Below are 24298 nucleotides of genomic sequence, written 5' to 3' on the forward strand. Positions count from 1 at the left end.
AATTATGAAAAAAACAATACAATTTACTCTCGTACTTTTATTCAGTTCTTTAACCATACTTGGGCAAACTAAAGAAACAAAAAAAGCAGACGTCCATTTCGAAAATTTATCTTACGTTTCAGCAGCGCAAGAATATAAAAAGCTTGCAGAAGACAATGCAACTGAGCATGTGCTACAAAGATTAGGAGATAGTTATTACTTCAATGTAAAGATGCAAGAAGCTTCAAATACATACAGTAAACTATTCAATAATTTTCCAACGCAAAAACCAGAGCATATTTTTAGATATGCACAAGCTTTAAGAGCAACAGGTAATTTTAATGATTCAGATGCTTGGATGAAGAAGTTTCACGAAGCTAAAAAGAACGACTCAAGAGGAATTCATTTTACAGATCACGAAGCGACTTTAAACGAACTTAGAAAAGGGAAACCAAACTATACAGTTAGTAATTTAAGAAGTATAAATACCGTTAATTCCGATTTTGGAGTTACAGATTATGGAAATACAATACTATTCTCTTCACCAAGAAAAGGAAACATATTTGTGAAGAGAGGTCATACAAGAAACAATAAAAACTTCTTAGATATCTATAAAGTTATCAAAGAAAAGATTACAACGAACGAAGGAGATAATTCAGATGTAAGACCAATGTTTACAGACGAAATAAACTCTAAATATCACGAATCTTCAGTTACTTTTTCTCCTGACAGACAAACAATGTATTTCACGAGAAATAACTACAACAAAGGAGTGTATAAGAATGATAAAAAAGGATATAACAACCTTAAAATATACAAATCTGTTTGGGTTTATAACGAATGGACAAATATAGAAGAACTTCCTTTTAATAGTAACGAATATTCTACAGGGCATCCATCTGTAAGTAAAGATGGTAAGAAATTATATTTCGCATCAGACATGCCAGGAGGTATTGGAGAAACAGATATTTATGTAGTTGCTATTAATGCTGATGGATCTTTTGGAACACCACAGAATTTAGGTTCAGAAGTAAACACAGAAGGTAGAGAAATGTTTCCTTTTATCTCAGATGAAGATGTATTGTACTTTTCTTCAGACGGACATTTTGGAATTGGAGCTTTAGATGTATTTGCAACTAAAAAAGAAAAAGGAGAATATAAAACACCAGTAAATTTAAAAGCACCTGTAAATTCTCCATTAGACGACTTTGCATTTTCAATAAATCCAATCGATAGAACAGGATATTTATCTTCTAATAGAGAAGGTGGAGTTGGAGATGATGATATTTATGCAGTAGTAGAATTAGAAAAGCCAGAAGTAATTGTGGTAAAACCACCATGTATGCAAGTAGTTTCTGGTGTTGTAAAAGACAAGAAGTTTAAAAACCCATTACCAGGAGCAAAATTGGTTTTAAAAGATGCAAATGGGAAGATTGTTAAAGAAGTATATGCAGATACAAATGCATTGTTTACTTTTACATTACCATGTAACGAAGCATTTACATTAGATGCTACAAAAGAATATTACGAACCAGATACAGCTTCTTTCGTAACTACAGAAAATAAGGATTTAGAACTCGATTTAGACTTTGCTTTAGACATTATCTCAGATTTTGCATATAATGAAAGAGGAGAGCTAATAATTAAGATAGAGCCTATTTATTTCGACTATAACAAGTCGAATATTAGACCAGATGCTGCAATAGAGTTAAATCATATTACAAGCATTATGAGAAAATATCAAAAATTAGTAATTAGATCTAGCTCACATACAGATGCAAGAGGTAAAGAGCGTTATAACGAAGCTTTATCAGACAGAAGAGCAAAATCTTCTGTAGCTTACATTATAGAAAAAGGAATTAGTTCTAGTAGAATTACTGGAAAAGGTTTTGGAGAAACAAGATTAGTAAACGATTGTGTGGATAACGATACGCATTCTAACCGCGTAAAATGTACTAAAGATCAACATCAAGCAAACAGAAGAACAGAGTTTGTAATTGTTAAAATGTAACACTTTTGCACTTAAAATAGAAGAAGAGCCTGAAAAGGCTCTTTTTTTGTGCCATAAAACCAAGAATTACAAGAAATTGATTAATTTCGCAATCTTATCAGAAAAGAGATAAAATGAAAGCGAAATTTCCTGAATATAAAGGCCTTGACTTACCAAATGTTGCAGAAGAAATTCTAAACTATTGGGAAGAAAATAACATATTTGAAAAAAGTGTAACCACAAGAGAAGGTGCAGAGCCTTATGTATTTTTTGAAGGACCACCTTCAGCAAACGGACTTCCAGGAGTTCATCATGTTTTGGCGAGAGCTATAAAAGATATTTTTCCACGTTATAAAACTATGAAAGGTTACCAAGTAAAGCGTAAAGCTGGTTGGGATACACATGGTTTACCTATAGAATTAGGTGTAGAAAAAGAACTTGGAATTACCAAAGAAGACATTGGAAAGAAAATTTCGGTAGAAGATTACAACGCAGCTTGTAGAAAAGCTGTAATGCGTTACACAGATATTTGGAACGATTTAACCCAGAAAATGGGTTATTGGGTAGATATGGACGACCCATATATTACCTACGAACCAAAATACATGGAATCTGTTTGGTGGTTATTAAAGCAGATTTATAACAAAGAATTAATTTACAAAGGGTATACAATTCAACCATATTCACCAAAAGCAGGTACAGGTTTAAGTTCTCACGAATTGAATCAGCCAGGAACTTACCAAGATGTTACAGATACAACTGTTGTAGCACAGTTTAAAGCTGTTGAAAATACTTTGCCAGATTTTCTAAAGAAGTACGACCATTTAAATTTTATTGCTTGGACAACTACTCCTTGGACTTTGCCAAGTAACACTGCTTTAACTGTTGGGCCAAAAATAGATTATGTTGTGGTTGCAACTTATAATCAATACACTTTTAAACCAGTTCACGTTATTTTAGCTAAGAATTTAGTTGGAAAACAATTTGGAGGGAAAAATAATTTTGAAGCAGAAACTGTAGAAGAACTATCAGCATATAATTCTGGTGATAAAAAAATACCTTATTTAATCTGTACAGAATGTAAAGGAACAGATTTAGTAGGAATCAAATACGAGCAATTATTAGATTTCGATTGTAAATTTGAGAATAAACAAGATGCATTTAGAGTAATTTCTGGAGATTTTGTAACGATAGAAGATGGAACAGGAATTGTACACACAGCACCAACTTTTGGAGCAGATGATGCTTTGGTTGCAAAACAAGCTTCGCCTGAAATTCCGCCTTTATTAATTAAAGACGAGAATGATAATTTAGTTCCTTTAGTAGATTTACAAGGTAGATTCAGAAAAGAAATTAAAGACGATATTTATGGTTTTGCAGGCGAATATGTAAAAGCAGAATATTTAAATGAGAAAGATTTAGAAGACGAATTAAAAATTCAGCAAGAAAATTTAACAGAGGTTTTAAAAAATCAAGATAAATATTTATCTGTAGATGAACGTTTAGGACTGAAATTAAAGAATGAAAACAAGGCTTTTAAAGTCGAAAAATACAAGCACAGTTACCCAAACTGTTGGAGAACAGACAAGCCAATTTTATATTATCCATTAGATTCTTGGTTTATAAAAGTTACGGATGTAAAAGACAGAATGCACGAGTTGAACAAAACCATCAACTGGAAACCTGAATCTACAGGAACTGGTCGTTTTGGAAATTGGTTGGCAAATGCAAACGACTGGAATTTATCTCGATCAAGATACTGGGGAATTCCATTACCAATTTGGAGAACAGAAGATGGTAAAGAAGAAATTTGTGTTGGTTCTGTAAAAGAATTAAAGCAAGAAATGGCGAAAGCTGTGGAAGCTGGAGTTTTAGCAAAAGATATTTTCGAAGATTTTGAAGTTGATAATAATTCCGAAGAAAATTATGCAAAAATAGATTTACATAAAAATATTGTAGATGAAATTGTATTAATTTCAGCATCTGGACAACCAATGAAACGTGAAAGCGATTTAATTGATGTTTGGTTCGATTCTGGTTCTATGCCTTATGCTCAATGGCATTATCCATTTGAGAATAAAAATAAAATTGATGGAAATGAATCTTTCCCAGCAGATTTTATTGCAGAAGGAGTAGATCAAACAAGAGGTTGGTTTTATACGTTGCATGCAATTGCAACCATGGTTTTCGATTCAGTTGCGTATAAAAACGTAGTTTCTAACGGTTTGGTTTTAGACAAAAACGGACATAAAATGTCGAAACGTTTAGGAAACGCTACAGATCCATTTACGACTTTATCAACTTATGGTGCAGATGCAACTCGTTGGTACATGATTTCGAATGCAAATCCTTGGGATAATTTAAAATTCGATTTAGAAGGAATTGAAGAAGTAAAACGTAAGTTTTTCGGAACACTTTACAACACATATTCATTCTTCTCTTTATATACAAATATTGATGGTTTTTCTTATAGCGAAGAAGATATTGCTTTAGAAAAAAGACCAGAAATAGATAGATGGATTTTATCAGAATTACATACTTTAATTGCTAAAGTTGATAAATTCTACGCAGCATACGAACCTACAAGAGCAGCAAGAGCAATAAGCGATTTTACACAAGATTATTTAAGTAACTGGTATGTTCGTTTGAGCAGAAGACGTTTCTGGAAAGGAACCTATGAAACAGATAAAATATCTGCATACCAAACTTTGTACACTTGTATGAATACGATTGCAAAGTTGGGTGCACCAATTGCTCCATTCTTTATGGACAAATTGTATCAAGATTTAAATTCAGTTTCAGGAAAAGAAACATCAGAAAGTATTCATTTATCTGATTTCCCAAAATTTGATGAAAGCTTCGTAGATAAATCTTTGGAGCGTAAAATGGAAAATGCACAGAAAATTTCTTCTTTGGTTTTATCATTAAGAGCAAAAGAAAAAATTAAGGTTCGTCAGCCATTGCAAAAAATTATGATTCCTGTTGATAGTGAGCAACAAAAGGAAGAAATTTTAGCAGTTGCAGATTTAATTAAGAACGAAGTAAATATTAAAGAAGTTCAGATTTTAGAGGATGCATCAGACATTTTAATCAAACAAATTAAGCCAAATTTTAAAGCTTTAGGGCCAAAATTTGGGAAGGATATGCGTTTTGTTGCAGCAGAAGTTCAAAAATTTACACAAGAAGATATTAACAAAATAGAAAAAGATAAAAACATTTCTATAGAATTTAATGGAAAAAATATTACTTTAGGACTCGAAGATGTAGATATTTCGTCAAAAGATATCGAAGGTTGGTTGGTTGCAAATGAAGGCTCGTTAACAGTAGCTTTAGATGTTACAATTACAGAAGAATTACACAAAGAAGGAGTTGCCAGAGAATTGGTTAATAGAATCCAGAATGCACGTAAAGATACTGGTTTAGAAGTAACAGATAAAATTAAGCTTACAGTCTTAAACTACGAAAACTTACAACAGTCTATCTTAGAAAATAAAGACTACATTATGAGCGAAACATTAACCGAAGATTTGGTTTTTGTAGACGAATTAACAAATGGTACAGAAATTGAATTTGATACCATTAAAAGTAGAATATTAATTGAAAAAATCTAAGATTATGCCAGATGTTAAAGTAAAATATTCGGATGAAGATTTACAAGAGTTTAAAGAAATTATTGATAAGAAAATAGCAAGAGCACAAGAAGATTTGGCTTTGTTAGAAGCTTCTTATAAAAACGATGCAAATAATGGTACAGACGATACTTCGCCATCATTCAAATCTTTTGACGAAGGTTCTGAGGTAATGAGTAAAGAAGCAAACGTACAATTAGCAATTAGACAAGAAAAGTTCATCAGAGACCTTAAAAACGCCTTATTACGTATAGAAAATAAAACGTATGGTGTTTGTAGAGTAACAAGAAAGCTAATACAAAAAGAGCGTTTAAAATTAGTGCCTCATGCAACTTTAAGCATAGAAGCAAAGCGCAAACAATAATATTAAAAAGCTTCCTTTCGAAATTTCGTATTGGAAGCTTTTTTAAATTCTTCCATTCTTATGGCTGTTCGAGTTTTACTAAAATTAAAAAGTGTTTTAATTGAAAGTAGAAAACACAGTTTCATAAGTTTTTTTTTATTTCTACTATTAATTTCCAATGTTGCTTTTTCTCAAAAAAAAGTAACGAAGACATTCCAAACAGCTTTAAATAAAATAGAAATTTCTACAGTTGGTTTAGACGATTTGGTAATTGAGAACACTACTTCAGAATTTCTTGAAATTTATTTATACTCAGAAAATCCGAATAAAAACCATATTATTTTCGAAGAAGAATATGGAATTGTAAAACTTCGGTTTAACATTCCTTCTTTTGAAAGCGAAGATAAAATCTTTAGAAAATATATTACCAAAAGACTAAATAGATCCAGTGCTATTGTAAAAGTTCCTATAAATAAAAATATTTCTGTTTTTGGAGAAAAAATAGGGGTTTCTTCTAAAGGTTATAACGGAAATTTAAAAATTTATATAGAAGAGGGCACTGTAAAATTAGACACGATACAACATAACTTATTATTAAAATTATATGTTGGCAATGTTTTCGGAAATTTTAAAAAAGCGAATGTAAATGTACTATCGAGATCTGGTAAAATTAAAATTGATAAAAAATTTTATAAAAAAAAGTACAAAAAAACAGTAGATTCTTCTGCTAAAAAAATAGACATTACAACTGTAAAAGGGAATATTTTTTTAACTAGCCAATAAACGCAATAATATTGTTATTTTTGCAAGCACAAATTCAATAAAAATGTCAAAAAAGACACTGGCAATACTTACGGTTTTAATCGCTATTATCTTAGATCAAGTTATAAAAATCTATGTAAAAACTCATTTTGCTTTAAATGAAGAAGTAGTGGTTTTCGAATGGTTTAAAATTCATTTTACCGAAAATAACGGAATGGCAATGGGAATTGAGTTTGGAGGTAAAGCAGGTAAACTGTTTTTAACCTTATTTAGAATTGTAGCAGTTGGTGCAATTATATATTGGTTAAAAGGTACAATAAAACGAGTTGTAAATAATGCAGTTGTTGTAGCAATCGCACTAATTTTGGCTGGAGCTATTGGTAATATTATAGACTCAGTTTTTTACGGAGTAATTTTCGACGATTCTTATCATAAAGTAGCCACTTTATTTTCCGACAATCCTTATGGAACCTTGTTTCACGGGAAAGTGGTAGATATGTTTTACTTTCCACTTTGGCAAGGCGTTTTACCAGATTGGATACCTTTTGTTGGTGGAGAAATGTACACGTTTTTTCAGTATATTTTTAATCCTGCAGATGCCTATATTACCATTGGTGTAATTTTACTTTTTCTTTTTAATAAACAAGCTTTCCCAAAAGAAGAGAAAAAAATAGCCGAATAATTTTTTAGTATCTTTAATTTAAATTTTTATTTTGATAGAATTTTTCGAAATTTTCGATTCGAATCTTTCACCTTATCATAATAATAAAAAGATAAAAAATGCGCTTTTTAAAATACATTGCTATTTTCTTACTAGGTTTTTTAATTGCCAAATTTTGGTACGAACCAAAGGTAGAAAACCACAAACAAGAAGAAATAAAAGTAGTCGTTCACTCAATTAAAAATATGAGTAAGCTCGTAGTTTCTAGCGGAACATTTTCTGAAGTTTACAATTATTCCGATTCAAAAAAATATTTTTACAACTATCTTTCTTTTGATAAAAAAGCAATTGTTACAGTAAATGCAAAGGTTGAGGTTGGTTACGATTTATCGAAATTAGAAATTCAGATAGATTCTATTGGAAAGAAAATTTTTATAAATAACATACCTAAAGAGGAAATAGTAATTTCTCCAGATGTAAAGTATTTCGATTTACAACAGAGTTCATTCAACACTTTTTCTAAAAGAGAATTAAACAAAATAAACCAGAAAAGTATCGAAAAAATTAAAGAAACGATAGAAGTAACCAATCTTAAAAAAGATGCCAAAGCAAGATTGTTAGAAGAGCTTTCTAAAATTTACCAACTTTCTGCGATTTACAATTGGGAGGTTGTAGATAATACAAATTCAGGGTTTTTAAAGCGGTTTAAAGATTAATCAAAATCTAAAGAAACCTCGATTATTTTTTTCTGAATTCCGTAAATAACCAAACCAGCAATATTTTTTGCTTCCGTTTTTAAAAGCAAATTATTTCTATGACCTTCTACTGTTCTTGGGCTTATAAAAAGTTTTTCAGCAATTTCTTTTGTACTGTTTTCTTGACAAATAAGCTCTAAAACATCGACTTCTCTTTTAGAAAGTAGATTTTTGTCTAAATCCCTTTTAATTCGTTTTCCTGCAGAAGAATGAATGTTTTCGTTAATAATTTTTATGACATTAGCATCATAATAAAAACCTTTGGTAAATACTTGTTTAATGGTGTGAACCACCGTTTTTGGATTGGTGTCTTTTAAAAGGTAAGAAGATGCACCAACATCTATCATGTTTGTTACAAATGCTTTTCCACCATAACTTGTTAATGCGATTATTTTAATATTTGGGTATGCTATGTGTATAATTTCTGTGGCTTCAACACCATTTATAACAGGCATTTTTAAATCCATTAAAATTACATCTGGGAATTCTTCTGTGCTACTTAAAAAATTGATTACTTCTTGTCCGTTTTCAGCTTCTGCAATTACATTAAATTCGCTTTCCCTTTCTAATAAAAATCGAATTCCTTTTCTAAAGAGTTCCTCATCGTCTGCAATAAGAATATTTATTTTTGGCATCATTTAGAAATTTTAAATAGTTATTTTTATTGCAAAACCACTATTAATATCGGTTTCAATAGTAAATATTCCATTTAAAATAGATACTCTGCTTTCTATATTTTTCATACCTAATCCTTTTTTAAACTCTAACTCTTTTAAATTGAATCCAATTCCATTATCGGAATAATTTAGAAACAGCGATTTATTTTTTTCTTCGATAACTAAAGTGCTTTTTGTTGCATTTCCATGTCGAATAGAATTGTTTATTAATTCTTGTATAATCCTAAAAAGATGTAATTCTTGCGAGGAATTCAAATGCTTTTTCGGATACTTTAGGTTGTAATTAATATCTATCTTTCTACTATTATTAAAAGTATCTACCAATTCTTCAACAGCCTCTTTAAAGCCAAATTTATCTAAAATTGGAGGCAACAAATTATGTGCAATTCTTCTGGCACTTTCTAACGTTTTATCTGTTGCAGTTAAAATTCCATCATTTACAGTAATAAATTCTTCCGCAGTTAATTCTCCATCTTTTAACAAATTTGCATTCAAATTAATTACATTTAATTTAGAACTAATATCATCATGTAAATCCTGTGCAATCCGTTTACGTTCTTTTTCCTGGGTAACTATTATAGACTGTATAATTTCTTTTTGATAACCAATTTCTAATGTTTTTTTCTCCAACTCTTTTTCGGTAATTTTTCTTCTTGATAAAAAGAAAAATACCAACAAAGCTACTCCCATTAAAAGAAGCATTAAAACACCAATAAGAGTAGTAATTATCACTTTATCTTCATTAGAAAAGATTTCTTCCATTAGGGTTTGGTTATTTGTAGTAACCACGAAGTTAAGAAAAAATACTTTTTAAATAAAGGTAAGTGTTTTGGATGTATTTTTTTCACTATATTTTAAAAACGGGTATTTATACGTGTTTAATATTTATAGGTTTTTTTCTAAAATTTTTATACCATTCTACAAAAATTAGTATTTGATATGTTAAATATAAATAAACATTAAATTCCCAAATAAAACGAATTATCTCTGACTTTATATTACCTACTGAAAAAAGGAGTGTGCTACAAAGTGTGTAAACAAAAAAACCTGCATTAAAATAAACGAATTTTTTTTCTTGAGTATCTATTTTTTCAACCAAAAAATTGAAACTAAAAATTAATAAAGGAATGTTGCAAAGCAATATTTCAGTAATAAAAAATTTATTTATGTCTTTAAAGTTTATAAAATAAAAGAAAACTAAAGAGAGAGGAATGAAATACAAACCTACAGTAATAATATTTTTTAAAATTTTATTTTTTGTAAGTTTCATAAAAATTAAACTTAAAAAAATGTATTGGCTAAAATTAAAAACATGAAATAAGAATATATTATTTTCACGAAAACTCGCAAGATAACTACTGTACAATTGTATAATTAAGCATACAAATAAAAAAACAGAAAAAATTCTTACAACAAAATTATTTTTTTTAAAATCCTTTAAAAAAAGTAGGCAATTTATTCCAAGAACAAAATAACCTAAATAAATTATGAATTTGTTAAAACTAATTAGTTCCATTTAATGGGCTATCAGGGTCACAAAAACTTGGACAAGGTCGTGTTAAATCGTAAATATTTCCACTATCTGGATCTAAAACTTCTCCATCTTTAGAAGAAATCATGTCTTTTCCATTTGCATCTACTCCAACAATAATTAATTTTTCTTCGAAAACAGTTTCGCTTTCTATTTTTTGTTTATGAACTCCTAAATAAGCTCTTACTGTTACAGCACCTTCTGCAATAACATCTTTTAAATCTTCTAATGGAATATTAAAAGCTCTACATTCTTGGTGAGCATTATATACATCTTCCATTTTACGCCATCTTTTTGTCCATCTTTTTGCTGTTTTTAAAGTAATTGTGTTTTTTTTCATTTGTAAAAAATTTGGTTAGGTTTTAAATATACAAGTTTTTTTAACCTTAACATTTATAGACATTAAAAATTTGGTAAAAAATGGTATTTTCGTAAGATGTCTGCATCTTTAGAACTTCAAATACAAACTTTACCAAATACACCAGGCGTGTATCAATATTTCGATAAAAATGATGTAATTATTTATGTAGGAAAAGCAAAAAATTTAAAGAAAAGAGTTGCTTCTTATTTCACCAAGAAACACGAAAACGGAAAAACGAGAGTTTTAGTAAAAAACATCGTTCGTATAAAACACATTGTTGTAAATACAGAAACAGACGCTTTATTATTAGAAAATAACTTAATAAAAAAATACAAGCCTAAGTACAATGTCTTGCTAAAAGACGATAAGAGTTATCCATGGTTGTGTATTAAAAAAGAACGTTTTCCACGAATTTTTTTAACAAGAAGAGTTATTAAAGATGGCTCGGAATATTTTGGACCTTATACATCTGTAAAAACCGTAAGAATTCTTTTAGATTTAATAAAAGAGCTGTATCCATTAAGAACTTGCAATTACGATTTAAGTGCACAAAAAATTAACGAAGGCAAGTATAAAGTTTGTTTAGAATATCATTTAGGAAATTGTTTAGGGCCTTGTGAAGGTTTGGAAACGCAAACACATTACGAAAATTCCATAAAAGAAATTAGAAATATTATCAAAGGAAACTTTAAAGAAAGCTTAGATAAGTTTAAAAAAATGATGCTCGATTTCTCTGAAAATATGGAGTTTGAAAAAGCACAAAAAATTAAGGAGAAATTAGACAGGTTAAATAATTATCAAGCAAAAAGTACCATTATAAATCCATCTATAAATAATGTAGATGTTTTTTCTATTATTTCTGATGAAACCCATGGTTATGCAAACTTCCTAAAGATTTCTAACGGTTCTATTATTCAATCTCATACCACAGAAATTAAAAAGAAGTTAGACGAAACAGATAAAGAATTATTAGAACTTTTTATTGTTGAAATAAGGCAACGTTTCAATTCGCAATCTCCAGAAATTTATGTCCCTTTTAAAGTTGGTTTGGGCGAAGTTGTAAAAGTTACAATACCTAAATTGGGAGATAAAAAAAGGATTGTAGATCTTTCTGAAAGAAATGCGAAGTATTACAGAATGGAACAATTTAAACAAATAAAAATTGTAGATCCAGATAGGCATACAAAACGAATTATGGCGCAAATGAAAAAAGATTTGCGACTTTCTGTAGAGCCAAGGCATATAGAATGTTTCGATAATTCGAATATTCAAGGAACAAACCCAGTTGCTGCTTGTGTAGTTTTTAAAGACGGAAAACCAAGTAAAAAAGACTATAGACATTACAATATAAAAACAGTTGTTGGACCAGATGATTTTGGTTCCATGGAAGAAGTAGTTTATAGAAGATATAAACGCTTGTTGGCAGAAGACGAACCTTTACCACAATTAATTATTGTAGATGGTGGAAAAGGACAATTATCATCTGGTTTAAAAGCTTTAGAGAGATTAGGTTTACGAGGTAAAATTGCCATTATTGGAATTGCTAAACGTTTGGAGGAAATTTATTATCCTGGAGATCCAATTCCTTTGTATTTAGATAAAAAGTCCGAAACCTTAAAAATTACCCAGTATTTAAGAAACGAAGCACACAGATTCGGAATTACGTTTCACAGAAACAAGCGTAGTAAAAGTGCCATTCAATCGGAATTAGAACAAATACCAGATGTTGGTACCCAAACTATTACAACATTATTGCGTACATTTAAATCTGCAAAAAGAGTTAAAGAAGCGTCTTTGGAAGATTTAAAGAAATCGATTGGGCATGCAAGAGCCATGAAAGTGTATGCTTTCTATCACCCCCAAAAAGAAAAAGAAAATGAAAAATAGTTTAATTTTATTTTTATTAATGTTTCCATTGTTACTTTTGGGGCAGCAAAAACAGCCAAAAGTTGGGCTAGTTTTAAGTGGTGGTGGAGCCAAAGGTTTTGCACATATTGCAATTTTAAAAGAGATCGATAAAGCCGGAATTAAATTAGATTATATTGGTGGTACAAGTATGGGAGCCATTATTGGTGGTTTTTATGCAGCTGGTTATTCTGCAAATCAAATTGAAGAAATTGTCTTAGATGTAGATTTTTTAACGCTTATTAGAGATATTTTACCAAGAAGTTCAGAAACATTTTTTGAGAAAGAATTTGGCGAAAAAACAGTTGTTACACTGCCAGTAAATAGAGGTAAAATAGGTTTGCCAAAAGGTGTTTCTAAAGGACAAAATGTTTTAAACTTATTATTAGAATTATTCGATTCTGTAGATGGGAATCAAGATTTTTCGAAGTTACCAATTCCATTTTTTTGTGTTGCTACAGATGTAGAAAATGGAGCGCCTGTAGTTTTAGAGAAAGGTTCCTTGCCAATAGCTTTAAGAGCAAGTGGCTCTTTTCCATCGCTTTTAAACCCTATAGAAATAGAAGATAAGCTTTTAATTGATGGTGGTATCGCAAATAACTTTCCTGTAAGTATTATGAAAGATAAAGGAATGGATATTATTATTGGTGTAGATGTAGAAGGGAAGTTGTTTCAGAAAGACAAAATTAATTCTGTAGTTGCTTTATTAAACCAAATTATGAGCTATCAAATGTATAGCAAAACAGATGAAGAAATAAAAAAATTAGACGTTTACATTCATCCAGAAATATTCGAATATACTGTGGTAGATTTCGATAAAAAAGTAGAAATTTTAGAAAAAGGTGCTGTGGAAGCCAAGAAATTTACAGAAGTTTTTAAGCAAATTGCTGCAAAACAAATAGTAAAAAGAAACATTAAGAAAGTAAAGTTTAGTAACGATAAATTAAGAATATCTGATATTGGTATTTATGGGGAAGAAAATTATACAAGAGCTTATATTTTAGGAAAATTAAATATTAAAGAAGGAGATAGTTTAACAAGAAACGATATTACTAAAAAAATATATTTATTATCTGCCACAAGGAATTTTAATAGAATCGAATATAATTTAATTAAAAAAATAGATGGTAGTTATTTATTAGACTTTAAGGTAAATGAATCTAATGAAAAGGCAAATCTAAAGTTAGGTATACATTACGATTATTTATATAAATCTAGCATACTTGCAAACTATAATCATAAAAGCATTTTTACAAAAAACGACTTGCTTTCCTTAAACTTAATACTTGGAGATAATTTAAGATACGATTTTACTTATTTTGTAGATAATGGCTTTTACACGAGTTATGGTTTTAGATCTAGATACAATCATTTTCGTTCTCAAGTTCCTTTTAGAGATAGTAATTCTCCCAATGTTAGCAGTGTAAATATTAGATATGCAGATTTTACAAACGAAATTTTTTTACAAACAACATTTAATAGAAAATTTGCTTTGGGAATTGGTGCAGAGGTAAAAAGAATTGAAGCTTTAACAGACAATATAAATTCTTTAGATGATAGTAATATCGCAGACGATAGTGTTTATTTTAACCTTTTAGGGTATTTAAAGTTAGATACTTACAATAAAAAATATTTTGCCACAAAAGGTGTTTTTGCAGATTTCGGTTTTAAATGGTATTTGTTATCTACAGATTTTGCAAATAATTTCGAACGTTATGCACAAGCAAAAGGGAAAATAGGTTTTGCGACTTCTTTTTGGGATAATTTTACATTACAATATACAGGTGAAGCAGGGTTTTCTTTAAATGAAATAGAATCTGGTGTTTTCGATTTTCAATTAGGAGGAAATAACCAGAATTATATTAATAATTTTGTTTCGCTTTATGGTTATGAATTTGCAGATTTAAGTGATGAGTCTTTCGTTAAATCGGAGTTTAATGTACGTTACCAATTTTTACCTAAACATTATTTCTCTGCAATTGCTAATTATGCACGTTTAGATAATAATGTTTTTAAAGATATCGATTTGTTTAAAGATATTAAATCTGGTTATGCAGTTGGGTATAGTTACAATTCTTTTATTGGACCTATAGAATTAAAGTACAGTTGGTCTCCAGATACAAATAAAAATACTTGGTTATTTAACTTAGGATTTTGGTTTTAAAGTTTAAAATAAGTATTAAGTATCTAGTACAAAATACATAGATAAAAGTGTAAAGAAAAAGCCAGTGAATTTAAAATTCACTGGCTTTTTTTATTTTTAAAGATTCATTTATTTTAGAATCATTTTATATATACTATTGATTATTTTGCTTCGTACTTAAATGAAACTCTTCATACGTTTGTAATAAGCTCATTAAAGCAGTTATTAAATCTTTAGTTTCTAATAGAACACTAAAGTATAGAGTAGTGTTCTTAGGACTTGTTTCATCTGTTCTAATTCTAGCAACTTGCTTTTCAATAGAAGCAGAAACACTCGTTAATAACTCGTTCTTTTCAATAATAAGAGCATTTAAATCATCTAAATCTCTGTTTTCGAAAATGGCAGCCTCTTTAACTAATAAAGTAGATAATTGGATATCTATTCCTTTTAAATCTTTTATTTGTCCTTTCTTTAAGTTTTTATGATTGTTATTTACGTGTTTGTAACTTGCTCTAGAAATGTAACTAATAGATTGTGCAACATCTTGTAAATACCCTAAAACCATAATATAGAATCTACTTGCTTGTACAGAAGTTTCGTCTAAAGATTTAATAAAATAGAAAACACCATCTTTTAAACCATCGATTTCGTCGTTTAATTTATTTACGTGTTTATCGGTTTTACGTAATTTATTTAAATCGTGGTTTGCTAAATCATTTACAACATTGGTATATAATTTATTTACACGTGTAATAACACCAGAAATATGATCTGCACTTTCTTCAATAACACCATTAATAGTAATTAATTCTGCTCTTTCTATATATTCTTGTTTTTTAATTTCTTTTGTTTTATTTCTATGAATTAAAGTATTTCTTCCAATTAAGAAAGCAACAAGTGCTAATAAAATTGGTATCATAACCATGTTCCAGCTAATTAAATAAGCCACAATTGCAGCTGCTAAAAAGGCTGTAATTGCAGTTAAAAACCAACCACCAATTACGTTAAGAACACCTGCAACTCTATATACTGCACTTTCTCTACCCCAAGCTCTATCTGCTAAAGAAGTACCCATTGCAACCATAAATGTTACATAAGTTGTAGATAAAGGTAGTTTCATAGAAGTTGCAATCGAAATTAAAATACCAGCAACAATTAAATTAACAGCAGCCCTTACTAAATCGAAAGCTGGTAATTCGTATGTTTTATCTTTAGTTAATGGAATAACAGGTTTCTGAAACTTAGAATTTACAAAATCTAAAGTAGATTTAGGAATTATATAACTAATTCCTGCATTAATTCCCATTGCTGCTCTTACAACAACTCTAGATAATGGATTTGGTTGAAACTTCTCATGACCTTCACCTTGTCTCGATAAATCAATTCCTGTTTTTATTACATTTTGTGCTTTACTAGAAGTCCATAATGTAACGACCATAATACCACCAGCCAATAATAATAACCAAACATTAGAAGGAACTTTTTTTGCTAAAATTCCCATAGAAAAGGCATCAGCAGCAACACCAGAAACTTCCCAAGCTTGGTAAGAATTCCAAGCCGCAATTGGTACACCAACAAAGTTTACCAAATCGTTTCCAGAGAAAGCCATAGCTAAAGAAAAAGTACCAACTCCAATTATTAATTTTAGGATATTTATTTTAAAAACCTGAATTAATAATTGAGAAATTATAGACCAAGCCACAAAACTTCCTGCAATAATTAAAATTGTATTTCCTTCAATTAAGTGCTTTATTTCTCCGTAAAAAGGAGTTCCTTTCATTCCTTTTATAATAATAAAATAGGTAATGGCAGTTATTGCAAAACCACCAAATAAAGCATTTATATAGGTAGCTCTTTTTTCAAAATTAAAAGAATAAATTAATCTCGATACAAATTGAACCAATGCACCAACTGAAAAAGCGACGACTACAGAGAGTAGTATTCCGTTTATAATTTCTAACGCTTTTTTATGGTTGATATAATTCCAAATATCTGAAACTGATTGAGAATCGTTTGCAGAAATTTTTATCAATGAAATACAAACTGCAGCTCCTAATAATTCAAAAACGATAGAAACTGTTGTAGATGTTGGCATTCCTAACGAGTTAAAGATATCTAATAATAAAATATCTGTTATCATTACAGCCATAAAAATAATCATGATGTCTTGGAACATGAACATGCTTGGGTTAAAAATTCCCTTACGTGCAACTTCCATCATTCCACTAGAGGTAATTGCTCCAAAGAACACACCTAAACTGGCAATAATCATAATTTTCTTAACAGAAATAGCTTTAGAGCCAATGGCTGAATTTAAAAAGTTTACAGCATCATTACTAACTCCTACAACTAGGTCTACAATAGCTAAAACAGCTAAGGCAACAAGCATTAAAATATATGGATCTCCCATTTTTCTTTAAAATTTAGTTTTGCAAATTTACGAACACAAAATGTTGCGAATGTTACGTTTATGTTATGTTAATTATTTTAAAAATGAATATCTACTTGTAATCTACACAATAATTGATTTGTCTTAAAACCAATGTCTGTATAGCTTACATCTGTTTGTACTTTTAATTTATGTCCTGCAATATATTTAGATACACCTAAAGTATATTGATTTTCGGCACCTTTTCCTGTTATATTTCTGTCTAAAGAAATGTTTGTATAACGTCCAGAAATTTCTACAGTTTTCGATAGCAAATATCCTGTTTGTAAATTTAAACCATTTCCAACTTGAACGATATCTCCAGTAAGCGTTCCATCAGAATTTTTCGCGAAAGCGTCATCTGCATTTCTATTCGCATATTCTGCCATAAAAGAAAAACCTTTATGTTTATACATGGCATCTATAAATACAGTAGAAATATTTGTGGAGTAAAAGCCAGTATCATTAAACATATAAGAACCTTGGTTACTTCTTGTCCTAGAAGCATTATTGTTAAAATCGTAGGCAAAACCTACAGATAATTTAGGTTTTTGTTCAAATTTTAAATCACTTCCTTTATAATCTCCTTTGCTTTCGAAATCTCCAAAAGGAAATAATTCCACTCTTGTGGTGTATTGGTGTCCACCAATGTTTCCAGTAGTAACATTTCTTCCTTCACCTTGTGCCATAGAAAAGATTTCTTTTACTAAAAAGGTGTCTGTTAGGTTAAATTTGTGTCTTAATTGAATACCAATATCTCTATCTATATTAAATCTACTATTTAATAAAGAACGATCTACTTGTTGCAAATTTGCAGAAGAAATTACACGTTCTCTATTTCCTGGTAATTTGGTTTGCCCAAACCATAAAACAAAATTCCCAGCGAAATTCCATTTTAAAACTGCATCCATTACATATCTTGGTGCATTGCTAGTAAATTGAGAAATTCCAGATTGATCTCTGTTAGATAAACCTAATTCAATTTTATATTTCAGTTTTGGTGAAAAAGCAAAACCATCGAATTTTAAACGAGATCGTCTTATTAATATCGAAGATTCTGGGTTGCTAAGTCCATTTTGTACATCCCAATTAGAAGTCGCTAAAGTTTGGAATCGTAAACCAATTTTCATGGTAAAAGTACTGTCTTTTCCTACTAAATTAAAAAGACCTTTACCAAATTTTGGTGCATTTTTTTTTTGAGAATTTGTATCTAGAAAGTGAAAAACACAAATAAACATTACTAACGTTCGTAGTAATTTAAATTTCATAAATAATAGTTTTTGTCGCTACAAAGAAGCAACAAAAATGTTAACCTAATGTTAAAATAACATTAAGTTTTAAAAAAAACTGCCTTGGCCAAAGGCAGTAATATTATAAAATAACTGTTGACAAAAACTAGAATTTTATAAATATATATTCCTATAAGAATAATTCAAATATCTCTTTTTTATTTGAAGACAATGTTTTCTTAAAATTAATAAAATGTTAACTATTTTTTCTTAGTTAACATTTAGATAATGTTTCTGTAACTCAACCATAATTTACAACTAACATAGAATTTACAAATCAATTAGACTTTTGCAGAAGTAAAAAATACGAAATAATGAAGAAATTTTTATGTATTGCTTTTATCGCTTTAAGTCAAGTTTTAATAGCACAAGACAAAGGGACAATTAAAGGTTTGCTAACAGATAAAGAGATGAGCAACGAACCATTGGCTTTTGCAAATGTTCTTATAAAAGGAACAGCAATTGGATCTACTACAGATTTCGATGGTTTGTATTCTTTTAAAGTACCAGCAGGAACACATACAGTTCAATTTAGTTTTATAGGTTATAAAACAATCGAAAAAGTATTTACTGTAAAAGCAGGTGAAACAGTTACAATAAACCAATTAATGTCTGCAGAAGAAGGTGTTGGTTTAGATGAGGTTATTGTTAAGGCTTCTACAAGTAAAGAAAAAACTAGCGCCCTAATTTTGGAACAAAAGAAAGCAGTCTCAATTACAACAACTATTGGAGCGCAAGAATTATCTGTAAAAGGAGTTTCGGATGCAGAAGGAGCAGTTACAAAAACAGCAGGTGTTTCTAAAGGATCTAAAAATGTTGTGGTAAGAGGTTTGGGAGATCGTTACAATTCTACGACTTTAAATGGTTTGCCTTTGCCTTCTGAAGATCCAGAATATAAAAATATCTCTTTAGATTTTTTTGGAACAGATATTATAAAAAATATTGAAGTAAATAAAGTGTTTACATCAGAATTATATGGAGATGTTGGTGGTGCAAACATTAACATTGCCTCAAAAGAATTAGTTAAAAAGAATTTATTAAATGTAAGTGCTTCTTTAGGTGTAAATACACAAACGGTTTCTAAAGAGTTTTTAACAATAAATGGTACCAATAGATTTGGAACTCAAAATTCGAGCATCCCAGTAAACGATTTGTCTAAATATTCATTTAAAAATTCATTCAAACCTCAGAGTCAAGATTTTCAATTAAATAATAGTATTTCTTTCGCTGGTGGAAAAAAGTATGATATTGGAGAAGATACTTTTAGCTTTTTTATAGTTGGTGGTTTCGATGGAAGTTATAATTACTTAGATGGTAACATTAAACAAACAACTAGCTCTGGAGATATTTTTCAAGACCAATCTTTTACAAAACACGAATATAATGTTTCGCAAATTTTAATGGCGAACTTAAAATATAAATTCGAAGAAGGGCATAATATTGCTTTCAACCATTTATTCATTCATAATAACAAACAATCTATTGGAGATTATTTTGGTTTTAATAACCCAGAACAAGATGGAGATTTAGAATTTCAAAGAAGACAGCAAACTAACAATAACGAGTTATATGTAAATCAATTAATTGCAAATTACAAATTTACAGAAAGACTAGATTTCGAAGCAAAAGGTTCTTTAAACTTCATTAGAGGAAATGAGCCAGACAGAAGAACCAATAAATATTTATTTAGAGATAATTTTTATAGTCCAGAAACAAGTTCTGCAGGAGAAAACGAACGTTATTTTGCAAAATTAGAAGAGAACGATTATGCTGCAAAAGGTAAGTTTTCTTATAAGTTGAAAGAAGACGAAGAAGATATTAGCGTTTTAGAATTTGGAGGAGATTACAGATATACAGAACGTTTATTCTCTGCTACTATTTTTAATCATGATTTTTCAAGTAGAGTTGCAATAGATATCGAAAACCCAGATGCTGTTTTCTCTCAATCTTCTATAGATAATAACATTTTCGAATTGGAAACTGGTAGAGGTGGAGCAAGTAACCCAAATGCATTTGTACCATTTACTTATAGAGGTAAAAGACAAATATTTGCAGGTTTTGGTAATTTAGTGTATCAATTAAGCGATAATTTTATAGCTTCTGTTGGTGGTAGATTCGAGAAAATTCAACAACGAGTTACTTATAATACAAACATTGCACAATCTGCTATAGATGGCGCTTCAAATTTAGATAGAACGTATGTTTTACCAAGCTTCAATTTAAAATACAACTTTAACGAAAACAGTATTTTAAGAATTGCAGGGAGTCAAAGTTATACGTTTCCACAATTTAAAGAAACTGCACCATTTAAATACCAAGATATAAGTTTTTCTTCTCAAGGTAACCCAGATTTAAAACCGTCAGATAATTATAATTTCGATGCGAAATACGAATACTATATGTCTTCGTCTGAATTATTTACTGTAACTGGATTTTATAAATACATTCAAAACCCTATCTCTAGAAGTGAGATTCCTTCAGGAGGAAATACATTAACTTATTTAAATGTTGGAGACGATGCAAGTGTTTATGGAATAGAATTAGAAGCAAGAAAAAATATTTACGAAATTGAAGACAAAGATTTAAAAATTATGGGAGGTGTAAACACATCTTACTTAGTTTCTAATGTAAACTTAGATACAAATTCTGTAGCGCAATTTACAAATGCGACTAGCGATTTAGAAGGCGCAACACCATTTTTATTAAATGCAGATATTTCTATCAATAAAAAATACAACGATAATACATTTATCTCTTCGTTAGTATTTAATTATTTCAGTGAAAGAGTTTATTCTGTTGGAACTAGAGGTTTTGCAAATATTTTAGAAAAAGGAATACCAACATTAGATTTGGTTTCTTCATACGAGTTTAACGAAAACTATCGTTTAAAATTAAAAGCAACGAACTTATTAAATCCAGATTTTCAATTAACTAGAGCAGGTTTTAATGGAGGAGATAATGTTGTGTTAAGTAATTATAAAAAAGGTGTTAATATAAGTTTAGGATTCTCTTATGATTTCTAGATTTTAGTGAGTTTTAATAACAATTCTTTAAAATTTAGTTAAGGCAAAAGAAACATAATTAGTTCAATTTTGTAGGAGATAATCAAACAAACAATTTAAACAAATTAATAAAAAAAAATGAAAAAATCAATTTTATCAATCGTAGCAATTGCATCTTTAGTTTTCGCTAGTTGTTCTTTAAGTGACGACGATAACGCTCCAGTAACAGGAGGAGATGTAACACCACAAAATTTAGCAGGAAACTTAACATCCGATTTAACTTTAAAATCTGGAATTGCACACAATTTAACAGGAGCTCTTTTAGTAAAAGACGGAGCCACTTTAACAATTGAAGCTGGTACAACAATTAATGCACTAGCTGGTGGTACAGATGTTTATATTTTAATAGAAAAAGGAGGAAAGCTAATTGCAGATGGAACTGCTACTAGTCCTATAAAATTTACATCTAGTTCTACAAGTCCAAAAGCTGGAGATTGGGGAGGAATTATTTTAAATGGTAAAGCACCTTTAAGTCGCCAATCTGGAGCAGAAAGTAATGCTGCAACAGAAGTTAAAAATTCAATTTTATTTGGTGGTTCTGTAGCAACTGATAATTCAGGAATTATAAACTATGTAATTTTAGAATATACAGGAGCAAGAATAGACGACGAAGCAGAGCACAATGGTTTAACTTTAAACGGAGTTGGTTCTGGAACTACATTATCTAATATCGCTATTTTAAATGGAGATGATGATGGTATTGAGTTTTTCGGAGGAACTGTAAATGCATCTAACATTTTAGTAGTAAATGCTAAAGACGATATGTTCGATTTTACACAAGGTTATGTTGGAACATGTACAAATTTATATGGAATTAGAGAAAATGGTTACACAGCAGTAACTTCAGATCCAAGAGGAATTGAAGCAGATGGAAACTTAGATGGAAACTCTCCTTCAGATATTAACGAATCTAACTTTACAGTAAATGGTGTAACTATTATAAACAATGCAGATGGAGTAGAAATGTCTGATGGAATTAAAGTAAGAAGAGGTGCAACTGCAACAATTACAAATGCATATTTAGCATTAGGTTCTGGAGCAGAATTTAGCGATGTAATAGATTTGCAAGATGGTAAAAGTGATGCAGATGATGCAACAACTATTACTGCTTCTGCAAGTACTGCAAACGATTTAGATATTACAGATTTTAAAAATACAGTTTCAGGTGGAGCAACAATTAATTTAACTGCTGCAACTTCTGGTGGGGCAGATAAATCGGTATTTGCTTGGACAGGTTATAAGTTCTAAGTAAAAAACAGCAATGAAACAAAAAAAGCAGGCTTTAAGCCTGCTTTTTTGTTTTAAATAAATTAAAATATATGTTTTATTCTGAAGCTTCTGTGGCTTTGTATAAATCTCCTCCTGCAATTCCGTCTACAAAAGCGATTAAGTCTTTCTTAGATGTCTTATTTGCATCAAACTGAATATTTGCAACACTATCTTTAAAAACAACTTTTGCTTCTAATACTCCTTCTTTTTTAGATAATTTAGATTGTATTGTTTTTGCACAACCAATCTCGCATGTCATCCCAGAAATATGTAAGGCAACCATTTGTTGTTTTGCTGCAACAACCTCCGTTTTTTTAGTTGTTGAAGTGTTTTCGTTCTTACAACCAACAAGTGTAAAACCTGCAATTGCTACTGCTACTAATATTTTTTGAACTCTCATTAGATTTAGTTATTAAGTGATACTACAAATTTATAAATAATAAGTTTCTAATTTAAAGAATTGTTAGACTTTTGCAACTTATTTAATATACTATGAGCAATCAGCAACAAAAATGGTTTTATCTATGTTTACTTTCCTTAGTTTGGGGGAGTTCTTTTATATTGATGAAAAAAGCTTTGTTGGGTGTTACTCCAATTCAATTAGGTGCTTTAAGGATGCTTTTTACAGCGATTTTTTTACTTTCTGTCGCTCCAAAATCTTTAAAGAAAATTCAGAAAAAACACTATAAATACATTGTTTATACTGCTTTATTAGGAACTTTTATTCCTGGCTTTTTATTTGCTTTTGCAATTACAAGTATCGATAGTTCTATTGTTTCAATCTTAAACTCTTTAACACCTTTTAATACTTTAATATTTGGTGCAATTGTATTCGGTTTTGGATTTAAAAGAACGCAATTATATGGAATTTTAATAGGTCTAATAGGTACCTTAATTCTCATTTTAAAAGGAGCTGCTTTGAATCCGAATCAGAATTATTGGTTTGCCTTATTAATTATTGTAGCTTCAGTTGGGTATGCTTTTAATGCGAATATGGTAAAGAAATATTTAAACGATTTAAATGCACTTTCAATAGTAACAGGTAATTTTTTATTATTGATTATTCCTGCTTTTGTAGTTTTGGCTTTTACGGATTTCTTTTCTACGTTTAGTTTTCAAAACGAGGTTCTAATGCAATCTTTAGGGTATTTAGCAATTTTATCAATCGTAGGAACAGGAATTGCAAAAACTATTTATAACAAATTAGTTCATATTTCAGATCCTGTTTTTTCTTCTTCAGTAACATATTTAATTCCATTGGTGGCTATTTTTTGGGGAATGTTAGATGGAGAGAAATTAAGTCCGCTTCAAATCTTTGCTGGAATTATTATTTTGCTAGGTGTTTATTTAGTGAATAAGAAGAAGTAGTTTTTTTTAGTTTCAAAGTTTCAAAGTTTCAAAGTTTCAAAGTTTCAAAGTTTCAAAGTTTCAAGGTTTCAAGGTTTCAATATTTCAATATTTCAATATTTCAAAGTTTCAAGATTTTTCTCGCAAAATCGCGAAGAAGCAATTTT

General features: G+C 29.6%; 17 protein-coding genes. 11 read left to right on the forward strand and 6 right to left on the reverse strand.

Translation table 11 applies throughout. The features are described from left to right. Positions 1–4 precede the first annotated feature (4 nt). The 6 genes from H9I45_RS12295 (at position 5) to H9I45_RS12320 (ending at position 8080) form a co-directional block, all read left to right on the forward strand. Positions 5–1990 (forward strand): OmpA family protein, encoded by a 1986-nt coding sequence (locus H9I45_RS12295; RefSeq protein ID WP_228454907.1) that lies wholly within the window; start codon positions 5–7, stop codon positions 1988–1990. A 113-nt stretch (positions 1991–2103) separates the two neighbouring features. Beyond that, positions 2104–5580, forward strand: coding sequence for an isoleucine--tRNA ligase (gene ileS, locus H9I45_RS12300; protein ID WP_088353753.1), 3477 nt, complete (start codon positions 2104–2106; stop codon positions 5578–5580). A 4-nt stretch (positions 5581–5584) separates the two neighbouring features. Next, on the forward strand, positions 5585–5962 hold the full coding sequence (locus tag H9I45_RS12305) for a TraR/DksA family transcriptional regulator (protein WP_088354038.1): 378 nt from the start codon (positions 5585–5587) through the stop codon (positions 5960–5962). Positions 5963–6022: 60 nt separating this feature from the next. Continuing rightward, complete coding sequence (locus H9I45_RS12310; RefSeq protein ID WP_140422748.1) at positions 6023–6724, forward strand: hypothetical protein; 702 nt, start codon at positions 6023–6025, stop codon at positions 6722–6724. A 43-nt stretch (positions 6725–6767) separates the two neighbouring features. Next, positions 6768–7385, forward strand: a complete 618-nt coding sequence (locus H9I45_RS12315) for a lipoprotein signal peptidase (protein ID WP_088353755.1) — start codon at positions 6768–6770, stop codon at positions 7383–7385. A 98-nt stretch (positions 7386–7483) separates the two neighbouring features. After that, positions 7484–8080 (forward strand): DUF4230 domain-containing protein, encoded by a 597-nt coding sequence (locus H9I45_RS12320; RefSeq protein ID WP_088353756.1) that lies wholly within the window; start codon positions 7484–7486, stop codon positions 8078–8080. Here the strand turns inward: H9I45_RS12320 and H9I45_RS12325 are convergent. From H9I45_RS12325 to H9I45_RS12335, 3 genes are all read right to left on the reverse strand, one after another. Next, complete coding sequence (locus tag H9I45_RS12325) at positions 8077–8757, reverse strand: response regulator transcription factor (protein ID WP_088353757.1); 681 nt, start codon at positions 8755–8757, stop codon at positions 8077–8079. The genes H9I45_RS12320 and H9I45_RS12325 overlap by 4 nt on opposite strands. A 9-nt stretch (positions 8758–8766) precedes the next feature. After that, a complete protein-coding gene (locus H9I45_RS12330; protein ID WP_088353758.1) occupies positions 8767–9558 on the reverse strand; it encodes a sensor histidine kinase in 792 nt (263 codons plus the stop codon). Positions 9559–10298: 740 nt separating this feature from the next. Continuing rightward, positions 10299–10667: a hypothetical protein gene (locus H9I45_RS12335; protein ID WP_088353760.1), complete on the reverse strand. Its 369-nt coding sequence runs from the start codon at positions 10665–10667 to the stop codon at positions 10299–10301. 96 nt (positions 10668–10763) lie between these two features. Here H9I45_RS12335 and uvrC point away from each other — a divergent pair, with 96 nt between their 5' ends. Next, positions 10764–12575 carry an excinuclease ABC subunit UvrC gene (gene uvrC / locus H9I45_RS12340; RefSeq protein WP_088353761.1) on the forward strand — a complete coding sequence of 604 codons (1812 nt, stop codon included), beginning with the start codon at positions 10764–10766 and terminating at the stop codon, positions 12573–12575. Next, positions 12565–14757 carry a patatin-like phospholipase family protein gene (locus tag H9I45_RS12345; RefSeq protein WP_088353762.1) on the forward strand — a complete coding sequence of 731 codons (2193 nt, stop codon included), beginning with the start codon at positions 12565–12567 and terminating at the stop codon, positions 14755–14757. Before uvrC ends, H9I45_RS12345 begins: the two co-directional genes overlap by 11 nt. A 133-nt stretch (positions 14758–14890) precedes the next feature. Here the strand turns inward: H9I45_RS12345 and H9I45_RS12350 are convergent, their stop codons facing one another. Continuing rightward, on the reverse strand, positions 14891–17146 hold the full coding sequence (locus H9I45_RS12350) for an inorganic phosphate transporter (protein ID WP_088353763.1): 2256 nt from the start codon (positions 17144–17146) through the stop codon (positions 14891–14893). Positions 17147–17223: 77 nt separating this feature from the next. Beyond that, entirely contained in the window at positions 17224–18432 is a 1209-nt protein-coding gene (locus H9I45_RS12355) for a porin (protein ID WP_088353764.1), read from the reverse strand. A 335-nt stretch (positions 18433–18767) separates the two neighbouring features. Between H9I45_RS12355 and H9I45_RS12360 the strand changes: the two genes are divergently transcribed. Next, the gene (locus tag H9I45_RS12360; RefSeq protein WP_088353765.1) at positions 18768–21476 is read left to right on the forward strand and encodes a TonB-dependent receptor; all 2709 of its coding nucleotides are present in this window, start codon (positions 18768–18770) and stop codon (positions 21474–21476) included. Between the two features lie 117 nt (positions 21477–21593). Further along, positions 21594–22763 (forward strand): beta-helix domain-containing protein, encoded by a 1170-nt coding sequence (locus tag H9I45_RS12365; RefSeq protein WP_088353766.1) that lies wholly within the window; start codon positions 21594–21596, stop codon positions 22761–22763. Between the two features lie 76 nt (positions 22764–22839). On the opposite strand, the gene H9I45_RS12370 is transcribed toward H9I45_RS12365, so the two are convergent. After that, positions 22840–23184, reverse strand: a complete 345-nt coding sequence (locus H9I45_RS12370) for a heavy-metal-associated domain-containing protein (RefSeq protein ID WP_088353767.1) — start codon at positions 23182–23184, stop codon at positions 22840–22842. A 92-nt stretch (positions 23185–23276) separates the two neighbouring features. Here H9I45_RS12370 and H9I45_RS12375 point away from each other — a divergent pair, with 92 nt between their 5' ends. Then, on the forward strand, positions 23277–24152 hold the full coding sequence (locus tag H9I45_RS12375) for a DMT family transporter (RefSeq protein WP_088353768.1): 876 nt from the start codon (positions 23277–23279) through the stop codon (positions 24150–24152). Positions 24153–24298 lie beyond the last annotated feature (146 nt).

This window comes from Polaribacter haliotis (assembly GCF_014784055.1).
Lineage (GTDB): Bacteria > Bacteroidota > Bacteroidia > Flavobacteriales > Flavobacteriaceae > Polaribacter > Polaribacter haliotis.